Genomic DNA, 13,465 nt, shown 5'->3' with positions numbered 1-13,465 from the left:
CGATCCCTCGGCGCCGGCCGGCGCGCGCCTCCCCCGCCGAACCAGGAGCTCTTCCATGCGCGCAGGCGTCATATCCGGCGACGGAGCCGCCCCGGTCCTCCAGGACTTTCCCGAACCCGCCCCGCAGGACGGCTGCGTCCTGATCACCGTGGACACCGCCGGCCTCGGCGGCTGGGACGTCCTCGGGGCCTATCGCCTCGGGGTCCAGTATCCCTGCGTGATCCGCGGGGAAGGCGTCGGCCGCGCCGAAGACGGACGACGGGTCTATTTCGGCGAGCGGTCCGTCGCGCCCTGGGGCGCCTGGGCCGAAAAGACGCTCGTTCCGGCCGCCGAGGTCTGGGATGTTCCCGACGACGTCGACGACCGCACCGCCATCACCATGGGCATAGCCGGCACCGGCGTCCTTGTGCCTCTGGAAGCGGCGAACATCCAGCCCGGCGAGCGCGTGCTGATCCTCGGCGCCACCGGGGTTCTGGGCCAGATCGGCCTCCAGCTGGCCCGAAATCTCGGCGCCGGCCGTGTCGTAGCCGCTGCGCGCAGCCAGGCCGGCCTCGACAGGCTGATGGAACGCGGCCTGGCCGACGCCGCCGTCGCCATGGGCGGAAGCGACGACGTCGAAAAACTGAAGACCGCTTCCGGCGGCGAAGGGTTCGACGTCGTGCTGGATCTGGTCTTCGGCCAGCCCTTCCTGTCCGCCGTCAAGGCGACGAAATGGGGGGCGCGTCTGATCACCATAGGCACCGGGGCGGGACGTGTCGTCGAACTGAACATCGGCGACCTCCTGTTTCGCACCCTCACCTGCATCGGCACGGGCCAGCGGCCGCCCGCCGACCGCGAAGCCATATGGCGCAGGCTGCTGGCGATGCAGAAGGCGCAGGCGATCGAGGTCGACTACGCCGATCATGAGTTCGCCGACCTCGCCGAGGCCTGGGCCGCCCAGGTCCGCGGCCCGCACGCCAAGATCACGGCCCGGGTGGGTTGATGCGGGTCGCGGAGGACAGTGAACGCCTCCGCGACCCGCAAGCCCCTGCGGCCTCAGCCGGCCGCCAGCGCGCCCTCGACAGCCGCGGTCAGCCGCGGATCGGCGGCCTCGACGTCCGGCGCGAACCGCGCGAGGACCTGACCGTCGCGGCCGATCAGGAATTTTTCGAAATTCCACACGACCTCGCCCGGTCCGCCGACGGGGACGCCATATCCGGCCAGGCGTTCGCGCATCGGGCCGTCGCCCACCGTCTCGGGTCGCAGCGCCGTCAGCGCGGCGTAGAGCGGATGGATGTCGTCGCCCTTCACGCTGATCTTGGAATAGAGGGGAAAGGTGACGTCGTAGCTGGTCCGGCAGAAGCCGGCGATCTCGTCGTCAGCGCCCGGCTCCTGGCCGTTGAAGTTGTTGGCGGGAAAGGCCAGCACCTCGAAACCGGCCGCCTGATGGACGCGGTAGAGGTCTTCCAGGCCTTCATATTGAGGCGTCAGGCCGCACTTCGAGGCGACGTTGACGATCAGCAGGACCCGGCCGGCGTGGTCCGCCAGGCTGTCGGTCTGTCCATCGATGCGGGTCAGGGGAATGGCGGAGATCGCAGGGCTCATCGGGGGGCAATCCTTGTCGCGCGAGGATCATGGCTCGCACCGGCAAGCCTAGCCCATTCCTCCGGACGCCGCTGCCGCAAACGCCGTTCCACTGGCCGAAAACAAGGAGCGACCGCCCCGTGAACCGCACGCCCGTCGATATCGTCAGCGCCTTCCTCGACGCCTGGTCCGAAGGTCCGGAGCCCCTCGAAAAGGCCTTGCGCGCCCTGTTCCGGCCCGACACGCGATGGACCAATATGGGTCTGTCCGAAACCATAGGCGTCGAAGAGGCCCTCGCCCTGGGCGCGCGCTTCGAAGCGGCCATGGGCTATGCGAAGATCCTGGTCGACACCGTCCATATCGCCGCCTGCGGCAACATCGTCCTGACCGAGCGGATCGACCGCCTCGTCGCCGCGGACGGTCGGGAGATCGCCGCCTTTTCCATCGCGGGCGTCTTTGAACTGGACGACGACGGCAAGCTTGTTCGCTGGCGCGACTACACGGACCCATCCGCGATCGCCGCCATTCACGGCCACGAGCCCGACAAGGACCGAAGAACGCCGATCGCCTGATGGACAAGTCCCTCAGAATATTATTCTCTATCCAAAACAGAGCGCGCTCGCATTCGCGAGGCGGGCCGAACCCCGGGAAGGACTATCGATGAACACCCAGCCTGCACCCAACGCCTCCCTCGCCGAAGGCTTCGCCCAGGTCGGCGCCCTGTTCGCCGGAGACGACGGCGATCTCGACAAAATCTATCGCGACCACCGCGCCAACAAGCCCGTCATGCAAGGCGACATCTGCGCCGAACTCGGGTCCGCCTCCTTCGCGGGCCATACGGGCCGGCCGATCTACACCATCTTCAAGCACGCCGACGTCATGAAGGTGCTGCGCGACACCAAGACCTTCACCAGCGGCATCCTGATGGAAACAGGCCTCGGCCCCTTCCTCGACGGCCTGATGATCACGGGCCTGGACGGCGACGAGCACCGCCAGCTGCGCGGCATTCTGCAGCCCTCCTTCACCCCCGCGGTGATGGAGGAGTGGCGCGAAACCTATATCCGCCCCCTGATCCAGCGCTCCTTCATCGAGCCGCTCATCCCGCTCGGCAAGGCCGAGCTCGTGAGCACGGTCGGCGTCATGTTCCCGATTCACGTCGTCTACGCCGTCCTGGGCTTCCCGGACAACGACCCGGCCGCCCTCGAGACCTTCGCCACCAAGGCCCTCAAGGTGCTGGGCGGCATGGCCAATGATCCCGAAGCGAAGCGCGCAGCCTTCCAAGCCTTCCAGGAATTGTACGACCCCACCCTCCTGGCCGTCCAGGCGCGGCGGGCCTCGGGCGCCGAAGGTCCGGATCTCATCAGCCGCCTGATCCGGGCTGAATTCGAGGGCCGCACGCTCGACGATCATCAGATCACCAACTTCGTCCGCATGATGCTGCCCGCAGCCTCCGAGACCACCTCGCGCACCTTCGCGATCATGATGACCCACCTCTTCGACCATCCCGAGGTGCTCGAACGTCTTCGCGCCGACCGGACCCTGATGCGCAAGGTGTTGGACGAGAGCGTCCGCCACGACGCCGTCGCCACCTTCAAGGTGCGTGAATGCCAGGCCGACGTGACGCTGCAGGACGTAGTCATTCCCAAGGGCTCCATCATCTCCGCCTGCGTCGGCTCGGCCAATCGGGACGAGACGGTGTTCGAAAACCCCGACGTCTTCGACATCGACCGCAAGCAGATGGCGGCCTTCGGCTTCGGCTTCGGCGCCCATATGTGCGTGGGCATGTGGCTGGCCAAGGTGGAGATCGAGGAGGCCGTGGGCCTCCTGCTCGACCTGCTGCCGAACCTGAGGCTGGACCCCGCCTTCCCCCGTCCGGTCGTCCGCGGCGTATCGCTGCGCGGACCCGACGCGGTCCATGTGGTCTGGGACGCCCCCTAGGGCCTCCAGACCCGCGACACCGCGAACCGCTCCGCAGGGGCCTTCACCTCAGGGTGAAGGCCCCTTTTCTTGCGCTGGGGTTCGCCGACAGGGCCGCCTCCGGGCACGGGCGCGGCGCGGGCCCCAGCCCGCCGCGGTCCCCGCCCGATCCCTGCCCGGCCGGTGCAAAGAGCCCCTCCCTCAGCCCGTTCATGAAAAAACCGCCGACCGGGCTTCCGGTCGGCGGCGACAGTTTCGAGAGAGAGAGAGAGAGCTAGAAGCGCTTGGTCAGGGAGGCGCCGTAGGTGGTCGGCTCGCCGATGAAGCTTGTGGCGAAGCCGAGGCCGGACGAGTAGAGGTCAGACAGCTGGCGCACGTTGTACTGCTCGCCCAGGATGTTCTTCCCGTAGATCGCGAACTCGACGTCCTGCGCGTCGAACTGCATGGAGAAGCGGGCGTTCAACAGTCCGTATCCAGGCGTGCGATTCAGCTTGTTCGTCTCGGCGTAGAGGGCCTGCGTCGCCGCAGGCTGCAGCGGCGAGGCGGTGACCGGCCCGTAGTATTGCTCGCCGAGGTAGGCGTAGCCCATGTGCAGGGTCACGCTGCCGAACGTCGTGGGAAGGACCTGGGTGGCCCCCACGCTGAACTGAAGCTTCGGCAACTGCGGCAGTTCTTCGCCGCTCCGATCAACAGGGCAGATCGACGAGGCGCCGCTCGGCGCCGTGACGCAGCCCGGCTGGTTGGCGCCAGGCACGGACTGCTGCTCCACAAAGGTGCCGCTTTCGTACTCGCCGTCCATCAGGCTGATATTGCCGGCCAGCTCCATGCCCGCCCAGGGACGATAGGCGCCTTCCAGCTCCACCCCGTAGACGCGCGCGTCGCCCGCGTTGACGACATACTGGGTGCTCGCCCCCGCCGGAGTCAGGGCCGCAGCCTGGCGTTGCACATCCGACTGCCATGCATGGAAGACGGCCAGGTTGGTGCGAAGGCGTCGATCAAACCAGGTCGCCTTGAGTCCCCCTTCCACGTCGCGCACGTTTTCGGGCTCGAACGCCGGCAGACTGCCGGCCCGGGTGTTCCATCCTCCCGACTTCGAGGCGCCGCGCGTCTGGATATAGGCGAAGACATCGGGGGTCATCTGCCAGTCGAGACCCAGGGTCCAGGCGGGATAGTCGAACTCGACTTCCTGGGTCTGGGCGCAGACGCCGGCGACGTCGGGCTTGGCCACGCTGCAGGTGCCCGGCACGCCCCAGGTGCTGTAGTTGTGGAGGACGGTGTCGCGGCTGTCCCAGGTCCAGCGCAGGCCGGCGGCCATGCGCAGGGTATCGGTCAGTTGGTAGTAGCCCTGGCCGAAGACCCCGAGGGAGGTGTTGGTGACATCTGCGTAGTTCTGGCCGGCCAGTCCGGCATAGGGACGCGTCGCGGCGTTGTAGGGCAGGAAGCCGAAGTTCTGCGACCGGCTGAATTCGGCGCCCGTCTCGTCGGAATAGTAGACGCCCGCGATATAGTTGAAGCGTTCGCCCAGCGCGCCGCTGATCTGGAATTCCTGCGACCACTGCTCCGAGGAATAGCCGGCCCAGGTGGTCAGGATCGGAGCCGGCGTTCCGTCGGTGTCGATGACCCCGTCCGAGTCGCTGAACCTGTAGCCGGTGATCGATTTCAGCGTCACCGGGCCGATGTCGATCGACGCATCCAGCCCGAACCCGTAGGCCTCGACCTGGTTGCCCAGCGGCTTGTCGTACAGGGCTCGCACCTCAGCAGGCAGGGTTGCGAAGTTCGGGTTGTTCACAGGCTTGAAATAGCCGGTGGCGTAGCTGGTGTAGAAGCTGCCGTCGCGGTGAAGAGAGGCGTCAAGGAGCGGCGCCAGTCCGAACGGACCAAAGGATCCGGTCGGCCCGAAGACCTGGGGCGCATAGGCGAGAAGGGCCGTGAACTGGCCATTGTCCTCGATCTTGTTGTAGTCGCCCGACAACACCACCCGGGCGCGATCATCCTCATACTTGAGCTTGCCCCTGAAGAAGCTGCTGCTCTGATCCCAGACGTCCCGGCCGAGGGGGATGCTCTTGCCGTATCCGTCGCGCTCCCTGGTGCTGGCCACGAACCGTCCCGACAGGCGCTCGGTGATGGGAGCGTTGAGCACCAGGCTCGCGCCCATCTGGTCATAGCTTCCGGCTTCGATGCGGATCATTCCGCCGAGCTCGCCGGTCGGATCGGCGCTGATGATGTTCAGCGCTCCGCCGACGGTGTTCCGGCCGAAAAGCGTGCCCTGGGGTCCGCGCAGGACTTCAACGCGCTGCAGGTCGAGCAGATCGGTCAGTCCCTGCGAAGGGCGGGGGATATAGACCCCGTCCACATAGATGGCCACGGCCGGATCGTTGGAGACGAGGGCCTGCAGGTTGCCCTGCCCGCGCACGGCGACAAAGGCGAACCCGGAGGCGCTTGGAGCGCCGGTCGCCACGCTCAGGCTTGGCGCGGTGCGCTGCAGGTCGGTGACGTCTGCCACCTGGTTCCGCTCCAGCGCTTCCGCGCCGACGGCGGTGACCGCCACGGGGGTGGATTGCAGATTCTCTTCCGTGCGGCGCGCCGTGACCACGATTTCGTCAAGCTGGGTGGCGCCGGATTGGGGCGCGGCGTCTTGCGCATAGGCAGGCGCGGTAAGGGCCGTACAGGCCAGCAGCCCCAGAGCGCTGCGGTGTAGAGATCTGGACACACGTCGGCCGTTGGTGATCGACATCTTTAACCTCCCCGGTGGGGTCTATCGCCCCGTGTTTCACGACTGCCTGAAGGCGTCGCGTTGAGGAAAAACTAAACAGAATTTAAAATCTGTCGCAAGAATAAATGTCTCAGATAAGAATGGCGCCTTCACAATCCAGAACGGACCGGAGGGCCGAGCGCAGAGCCTCGAAGCCTGAACCGGCGGAAGTAACCGCCTCAGCTATCTGACTTTAAATACTTATCGGGCGCCGCCCGCAGGAAGAGAACCATGGACGAGACCTCCACCCTGGCGAACAAGAAAATCATCGTCACCGGCGCTGCACGCGGCATAGGCGCCAGTGCAACCCGCGCCCTGGCGGCGGCCGGCGCCATGGTCACGGGCCTCGACCTCTCGGGGCCGCCGGCGGATACCGCCCAAAGCCCGCCCTCAAGCGTCTTCGCCTACGAGACCTGCGACGTGTCCTCACGCGTGTCGACGCGCGCGGCGGTCGACCGTGCGGTCGCGGCCATGGGGGGGCTGGACGTCCTGATCCACGCGGCGGGCGTGCAGCGCTACACCCCCGCAGAGGCGATCACCGACGAGGAATGGGAGCTGGTCGTCGGGGTCAACGCCCGGGGCACCATGATCGCCAACCAGGCGGTCTTTCCTCACCTGAAGGACCGGGGCGGCCGCATCCTCAACTTCGCCTCGGCCGCCGGCGCGCTCGGCCTTCGTGGCTGCGCCCACTACGCCGCCTCGAAGGGCGCTGTCCTGGCCTGGACCCGCACGATCGCCCAGGAGTGGGGCCCCTACGGAATCTCTGTCAATGCGATCGCCCCCGGCATGTGGACCCCCATGTACGACGCCACCCGGGCGGGAATGACGCCCGAACAGCTGGAGGCGCACGACCGGGGCATGGCGATGATGATCCCCCTCGGCGGGCGGCTCGGCGATCCTGACGCAGACATGGCGCCCGTCCTGGTCTTCCTCGCCAGCGACGCCTCGCGCTTCATCACCGGCCAGACCCTGGCGGTGGACGGCGGCCTGATGATGGTGCGCTAGAGCCGCACGTCGAGGTCGGTCCTGACCCTGGGGGCGTCCTCGATGGGATTGATCAGGGCGCCGACCCCCTCGATCTCGACCCTGACGACATCGCCGGGCGTCAGCCACTGCGGATCCGGCGAGCCGGCGGCGCAGCCCGACGGCGTCCCGGTGGCGATCAGGTCGCCGGGATAAAGAGTGAAGATCGTCGACATCAGATGGACGAGATGGGCTACATCCCAGCGCATCTCGGCGATGTCGGCGCTCTGGCGCAGTTCGCCGTTGACGGAAGTTGACAGCCGCAGCCCCTTGCAGCCCGGCGGCAGTTCATCCGCCGTGACGATCTCGGGTCCGAACCCTCCGGTCCTGAGGAAGTTCTTGCCGGCGGTTACGGCGGAGGGAATGTAGTTGTAGGCCCGGACGCTGCCGTCGTTGTGGCAGGCGTAGCCGGCGACATGGGAGAGGGCCTCCTCGCGCGAGATCATCCGCCCTCCCCGGCCGATGACGACCATCAGCTCTCCCTCGTAGTCGAGGGTGTCGGACGCCTCGGGCCGCCAGAGAGCCTGGTTGTGGGCGACCAGTGAATCCGGCGTGCGAAGAAACATCCCGGGGAAGGATGGGACCTCCGCCCCCATCTCCTCGACATGCTTCATGTAGTTCTTGCCCAGGCCGATGATCTTGTCCGGGCGAGGGATCGGCGTCAGATGGCGCAGACCCTCGAGAGGGCGGCGCGCCGTCGCATTCGCCGACGCGGCCGCCGCCTCGGCGACGGCGAGCGCCTCCGGCCCGGCGGCCAGCAGAGAACGGATGTCCCGCGGAAGTTGCGGCGCGGCGATCGACAGGTCCACCACCTCTTCGCCGACCCGCACGCCCACGGTCGCTTCACCATTCAGTTCAAACGACAAGAGCCGCATCTCAGCCTCCTGAGGACCGGCCGCCGCCAGGACGCGCCGGGGATTTGGAACGCATGCCCGCGGAGCGCCCGCAGCATCTCTCCGGTCGCGCGCCGCATGGCGCGTGGCCATTCGCCGGCCGCTAGCGGGCCGGCTTGATGTCCGTCGTTTCGATATCCCAGGTCGTCGCGGTCGCGCCCTCGTCGCGGAGCTGGAACTTGAGCACCCGCCCTTGCGGGTTGACCGGTAGTTCCGGTCGGAACTCGATGTAGCGAGGAACGGCATAATAGGGCACCCGCTCGATCAACCAGCGACACAGCTCCGCTTCGGAGAGCGCGGCGCCCGGCTTCAGCTTGGCCGTCACCTTGAGGTCGTCCTCCTGCAGATTCGACGGCACCGCGTGAACCGCGACCTGTTCGATCGCCGGATGGGTCAGGATCGAGCTCTCCATCTCGAAGCTGGAGATGTTCTCGCCCCGCCGGCGCAGGTAGTCCTTCTTGCGGTCGACGAAGTAGAAGAAGCCGTTCTCGTCGAACTTGCCGATATCGCCCGTGTGGAACCACAGGTTCCCCATGACCTTCAGGGTGTCTTCGGGGCGCCGCCAGTAGCCCTTGAAAATGATGTCCGGCATCAACGGCCGGCACACGACTTCTCCGGCGACGCCGATGGGCACCTCATTGTCCTGGTCGTCGAAGATGCGGACGTCGAGCTCGGGCGCCGCCTTGCCCGAGGAGCCCTCGGCATAGGCGCCGTCAGCGGGCATGGAGGTCAGCAGGCCTTCGGTGAGCCCATAGACGTTCGAACCGATCTTTCGGGCGCCGAAACGGGTGCGCCAGATCGCCTTGATCTCCTCAGGGAAGGGATTGCCCTTGACCGTGTGGACCTGCCCGAAGCAGCGCGCCATGGCTTCATGATCGTCAGCGCGCGCCAGCAGCGTGCCCAGCGAGCCCAGGATCGACACCACCGTAGCCCCGGATTTTTCAATCGCCGGCCAGAAGCCGGACACGGAGAACTTGGGCGCAAAGGAGATGGTCGCGCCGACCAGCATCACCGAGACGACGCCTGTGGCGATGGCGTTCATGTGAAAGAGCGGCAGAGGCGTCCAGTAGATATCGTCCGGACCGAAGGGCGCAGACCGCGTCAGCATCCGCGCGAAATGGCACATCTGGTTGCCGGTGATCATGCAGCCCTTGGACGGACCCGTCGTGCCCGAGGTGTAGATCAGGGCGTTCAGGGCGCCGGGGTCAGGCAGGACCTCGAAGGCGCTGTCGTCGGTTCCACGATAGGCGTCCAGAGGCTGGATGTTCAGGCCTGAATCCGGCGCAGCCTCCCAGGTCCCGCGGACCAGCACCGTCTTCAAGGTCGTGAGCTGGCTTTCGATCTCGAGGAGGCGGGGCAGATAGCGGGCTTCGCACACCATCAGACTGGCCCCGGCGTCCTCGATCTGGTGACGCAGGAACTGGCCGATCAGGGCGGTGTTCAGCGGCACGCTGATCAGGGAGATCTTGTTGGCGGCGATCCAGGTCGTGACCGCATCGACATTGTTGTCGAGCATGGACACGATCGGCATCCCCGCCGTCAGGCCCAGATCCTCGAGCACGTGAGCGAAGCGGTTGCTCGTCCGGTCGAACGCCGCATAGGTATGGGTCTCGCCGCTGAAGTCCAGGAAGACCTTGTCGGGGTGCGCGGCGACCGCCCGCCTCAGGGCCGCGATCGGGGTGTCGCGGAGGCCGGTTCGCCATCCCTGTTCCATCGTGCCGATCATCGCATTCATCCGTTCATCCTCGATGCAGACGCGCTTGGCCGCCGCCTGCGGAGCCTGCCTCTCGACGACAGTCCGCCTGTTCCGTTCCAGCAGCCGCGGCGCCTCGCAGAGGCCCTGACCGGGCATCGCCGGACCAGGGCGGAAACTAGCCGCGCCGTTCGGCTCGGTCCAGAAGAATTCTGATATCAGGCCTTCATTCTATTTCCAGAACAAACCACCTCAACCACGATCTTCCCGCGCGCCTGACGCGACGCCAGGCGCGAAATCGCCCGACCACCCTCTTCGAGGGGAAAGCGCTCCCAGACCTGCGGCCTGATCCTGCCAGCGACGTACAGATCCATCAATGCGCGCATGTCGGCCGCTCCGGCCTGGGGATCGCGCGCCATATAGGCCCCCCAGAAGACGCCGATGATCTGCGCACCCTTCAGCAGGGTCAGGTTCAAGGGCATGGAGGGTATGCCGGCCGCAAAGCCGACCACCAGATAGCGGCCCTCCCATGCGATGGAGCGGAAGGCCGGCTCGGCGTAGGCGCCGCCGACCGGATCAACGACGACGTCAGGACCGGTCCCGCCGCAAGCCGCCCGGATCGCCTCGGCGAAGGCCCGGGAGTCCGTCGCGCCCATCTCGCGCGGATAGACCAGGCCGACGTCCGCCCCCAGGGCGGTCGCCGCCTCAAGCTTTTCCGCCGAGGACGCCGCCGCGACGACCCGCGCGCCCAGGGCCTTGCCCAGTTCGACCGCCGCAAGGCCAATGCCGCCGCCCGCGCCGAGAACGAGCAGGGTCTCCCCGGGACGCAGGGCCGCGCGACCGCGCAGGGCGTAATAGACGGTGCCGTAGGTGACCTGGAGCGCGGCCGCCTCGTCAAACGGCATGGAATCGGGAATGACGATGCAACGATCCGCCGACACCACCACTGTCTCGGCCATGGCGCCGAACGGCAGGGAGGCCGAGACCCTCTGGCCGATCGCCGGAGAGGTCACCCCCTCCCCCGTCGCGCTCACCACGCCCGCCAGTTCGCTGCCGGGCGAAAAGGGCCGCGTCGGCCGCAGCTGGTAGCGGTCCTCGATCACCAGGCTGTCGGGGAAGTTGACGCCGCAGGTGTGGACGGCGACCGCGACCTGGCCCGGCCCCGGAACCGGGGCGTCGACGTCGCAAATCTCCAGCGTGTCCGGACCGCCCGGCTTGAGGCTCTGAAGGGTTCGCACGACACGCTCCGGGAAAAATCCGCGGGCGCCGGCCGGCCCGCCATTCCCCCCTAAGCAACCCCCACGTGGCTGACAATGAATAAATTCTGATACGAGAAATCTGTTCCGCTTGCCGAATTACAAACGCTGATCTAGCTTCGCCGAAAGAGACGCCGTTTCAGGCGCGCGGAGGATATCTGGTGTCCGTCATCTTCAGCCTTTGGGCGACATCGCATTCCGCCCGCCAGGTCGGGACCTGACCATGTCGAACGCCAAGCCCGCGCCGCTCGCCAAGGGCGCCTGGTATACGCTGATCATCCTGACGCTGGTCTATGTGTCGAACTCCATCGACCGCACGGTGATGTCGATCCTGATCGAACCGGTCAAGGCCGAGTTCCAGCTCTCCGACAGCCAGCTCGGCGTGCTGACAGGACTGGCTTTCGGCCTGACCTACGCCCTGGCCGGCCTGCCCATGGGTTGGCTGATCGACAGGGTCAATCGGACGAAGCTGCTGGCCGCCGTCGTGACGATCTGGAGCGTCTGCACCTCGATCTGCGGTTTCGCCCAGAGCTACCCGGCGCTCGTCATGGCGCGCCTGGCGGTCGGAGCCTCGGAGTCTGCGGCCGCGCCGACGGCCATGTCGATGATCGCCGACCTGTTTCCCAAGGAGCGTCGATCGACCGCCATGGGGATCTTCTGGACCAGCACGGCCTTTGGCACGGCCACCAGTCTCCTGCTCGGCGGCGTCATCGCCGCCAACTACGGCTGGAGGGCCGCCTTCTTCGTCGCCGGCGTGCCGGGCCTGATCCTGGCGGTGCTGATCTTCTTGACCGTGCGCGAGCCGGCCCGCGAGCGAGACCTCGGCGGACGGGCCGATGAGCCCGCCCCCTCCCCCTTGCAGACGCTGCGCTTCGTCTGCGCCAATCCCACTGTGTTTCACGCCTTCATCGGCGTCGGCCTGGCCTCACTGGCCATGTCGGGCGTCCCGGTCTGGGCGGCGTCCTTCCTGGTGCGGACCCAGGGCTTCACCCTGCCGCAGGCGGGTCTGATGGCCGGCCTCGGCGTCGGCCTGTTCGGCGCACTGGGATCGCTCCTGGGCGGACCGATCGGCGACCGCGTCGTCAGGCGCTGGGGGGTCCAGACCCTGCCGGCGGTGCCGATGACGGCCTGCGTCCTCGCTTGCGCCTCCGGCCTGGTCTTCGCCCTGAGCGGCTCGCTGCTGGTCGTGGCTCTGGCCTTCATCGTGTTCGAAATCGTCTCGCGCGCCTTCACCGCTCCAGCTTACGCCATTCTTGTCACGGGCGTAGAACCCCGCATGCGCGGCGTGGTCGTCTCCTCGGTCCAGGCTGTGACCAATCTCATCGGCTACGGCGTCGGCCCCCTGGTCGTCGGCGTGGTCAGCGACCGGGTCGGCGGGCCCCATTCCCTCAAGTTCGGCATCGCCGCTGTGATGATCTTCAGCCTGTGGTCCGGCCTTCACTTCCTCGCCGCCTGGTTCGCCGCGCGGCGCTCGCAACGTTTCGCGGGCGAGGCGGCGGCATGATCGGCCGCTCCCGCGCGCCCCACATTTTCGTCGGAGCATGACGACCATGGCAGACGAGGCCTACGCCCCCGCCGTCCAGATCGAACACGTCAATCGTGTGGGCTGGATCATCCTCAATCGGCCGGGTCAGATCAACGCGATCAACCCGGCGCTCCGTCGCGAGGCGGCCGAAGCGCTCGTGCGCCTGGACAAGAATCCCGATGTCGGCGCCATCGTCATCCGCGGGGCTGGCGAGCGCGGCTTCTGCGCCGGCGCCGACATCAAGTCCCAGAACGACGCCGCCTCCCTTCCCGCGCTTCGCGCAGACTTGACGCCGGGCTGGATCGAGGTCCTGGACCAGGTCCGCAAGCCGGTGATCGCCGCCATCCACGGCTATTGCCTCGGCGGCGGCCTCGAGGTCGCCATGGCCTGCGATATCCGGATGGCTGCGCCCGACGCCGTCTTCGGCCTGCCCGAGACCGGACTGGGGCTCATTCCGGGCGGCGGCGGCACGCAGCGCCTGCCGCGGATCGTCGGCCTGGGCCCGGCGCTGGATCTTCTGCTGTCCGGCGACCGGATCGATGCGGCCGAAGCCTTCCGCATCGGCCTGGTGTCGCGAATGTCCGCTTCGGGCGACAGCCTGATCGATGAGGCCCAGGCCCTGGCGGAACGCATCGCCGCCAGGCCGGCCGCGGCCAGCGCCTATGTCAAGGAGGCCGCGCGTGACGGGTTGGAGATGGATCTGCGCGCAGGCCTCAAGCTCGAAAAGGACCTTTTCGTCCTGCTGATGTCGACCGAGGATCGCCGGGAGGCCGCCGCCGCCTTCCGGGAAAAGCGTCCGCCCGCCTTCACGGGGCGCTAGATGGATTCTCAACACCCCGCTGC

General features: G+C 67.3%; 11 protein-coding genes. 6 read left to right on the top strand and 5 right to left on the bottom strand.

Annotation, left to right across the window (positions count from 1 at the left end):
- Positions 1-55: 55 nt before the first annotated feature.
- Entirely contained in the window at positions 56-982 is a 927-nt protein-coding gene (locus ACI2KI_RS16910) for a zinc-binding alcohol dehydrogenase family protein (protein WP_312785034.1), read from the top strand.
- 53 nt (positions 983-1,035) lie between these two features.
- Here the strand turns inward: ACI2KI_RS16910 and ACI2KI_RS16905 are convergent, their stop codons facing one another.
- Entirely contained in the window at positions 1,036-1,584 is a 549-nt protein-coding gene (locus tag ACI2KI_RS16905) for a glutathione peroxidase (RefSeq protein ID WP_312785036.1), read from the bottom strand.
- 119 nt (positions 1,585-1,703) lie between these two features.
- Between ACI2KI_RS16905 and ACI2KI_RS16900 the strand changes: the two genes are divergently transcribed.
- Together ACI2KI_RS16900 and ACI2KI_RS16895 are read left to right on the top strand one after the other, a co-directional pair.
- Complete coding sequence (locus ACI2KI_RS16900) at positions 1,704-2,135, top strand: limonene-1,2-epoxide hydrolase family protein (RefSeq protein ID WP_312785038.1); 432 nt, start codon at positions 1,704-1,706, stop codon at positions 2,133-2,135.
- A gap of 88 nt (positions 2,136-2,223) precedes the next feature.
- Entirely contained in the window at positions 2,224-3,501 is a 1,278-nt protein-coding gene (locus tag ACI2KI_RS16895; RefSeq protein WP_312785040.1) for a cytochrome P450, read from the top strand.
- A 253-nt stretch (positions 3,502-3,754) separates the two neighbouring features.
- On the opposite strand, the gene ACI2KI_RS16890 is transcribed toward ACI2KI_RS16895, so the two are convergent.
- Positions 3,755-6,214, bottom strand: a complete 2,460-nt coding sequence (locus tag ACI2KI_RS16890; protein ID WP_312785042.1) for a TonB-dependent receptor domain-containing protein — start codon at positions 6,212-6,214, stop codon at positions 3,755-3,757.
- A gap of 249 nt (positions 6,215-6,463) precedes the next feature.
- Between ACI2KI_RS16890 and ACI2KI_RS16885 the strand changes: the two genes are divergently transcribed.
- A complete protein-coding gene (locus ACI2KI_RS16885; RefSeq protein WP_312785044.1) occupies positions 6,464-7,237 on the top strand; it encodes an SDR family oxidoreductase in 774 nt (257 codons plus the stop codon).
- Here ACI2KI_RS16885 and ACI2KI_RS16880 read toward each other — a convergent pair.
- The 3 genes from ACI2KI_RS16880 to ACI2KI_RS16870 form a co-directional block, all read right to left on the bottom strand.
- A complete protein-coding gene (locus tag ACI2KI_RS16880; RefSeq protein WP_312785046.1) occupies positions 7,234-8,130 on the bottom strand; it encodes a fumarylacetoacetate hydrolase family protein in 897 nt (298 codons plus the stop codon). The two genes, ACI2KI_RS16885 and ACI2KI_RS16880, sit on opposite strands and share 4 nt — an antisense overlap.
- 121 nt (positions 8,131-8,251) lie before the next feature.
- A complete protein-coding gene (locus tag ACI2KI_RS16875) occupies positions 8,252-9,883 on the bottom strand; it encodes an AMP-binding protein (RefSeq protein WP_312785048.1) in 1,632 nt (543 codons plus the stop codon).
- 176 nt (positions 9,884-10,059) lie between these two features.
- Positions 10,060-11,079: an NADPH:quinone oxidoreductase family protein gene (locus tag ACI2KI_RS16870; RefSeq protein ID WP_312785050.1), complete on the bottom strand. Its 1,020-nt coding sequence runs from the start codon at positions 11,077-11,079 to the stop codon at positions 10,060-10,062.
- Between the two features lie 241 nt (positions 11,080-11,320).
- Between ACI2KI_RS16870 and ACI2KI_RS16865 the strand changes: the two genes are divergently transcribed.
- Together ACI2KI_RS16865 and ACI2KI_RS16860 are read left to right on the top strand one after the other, a co-directional pair.
- On the top strand, positions 11,321-12,601 hold the full coding sequence (locus tag ACI2KI_RS16865; RefSeq protein WP_312785052.1) for an MFS transporter: 1,281 nt from the start codon (positions 11,321-11,323) through the stop codon (positions 12,599-12,601).
- Positions 12,602-12,638: 37 nt separating this feature from the next.
- Positions 12,639-13,442, top strand: a complete 804-nt coding sequence (locus ACI2KI_RS16860) for an enoyl-CoA hydratase-related protein (RefSeq protein WP_313105973.1) — start codon at positions 12,639-12,641, stop codon at positions 13,440-13,442.
- Positions 13,443-13,465 lie beyond the last annotated feature (23 nt).

The organism is Brevundimonas sp. NPDC046655, assembly GCF_044901625.1.
Lineage (GTDB): Bacteria > Pseudomonadota > Alphaproteobacteria > Caulobacterales > Caulobacteraceae > Brevundimonas.
The sequence above is the reverse complement of the archived record's forward strand: the minus strand, read 5'-3'. Positions and strand labels throughout refer to the sequence as shown.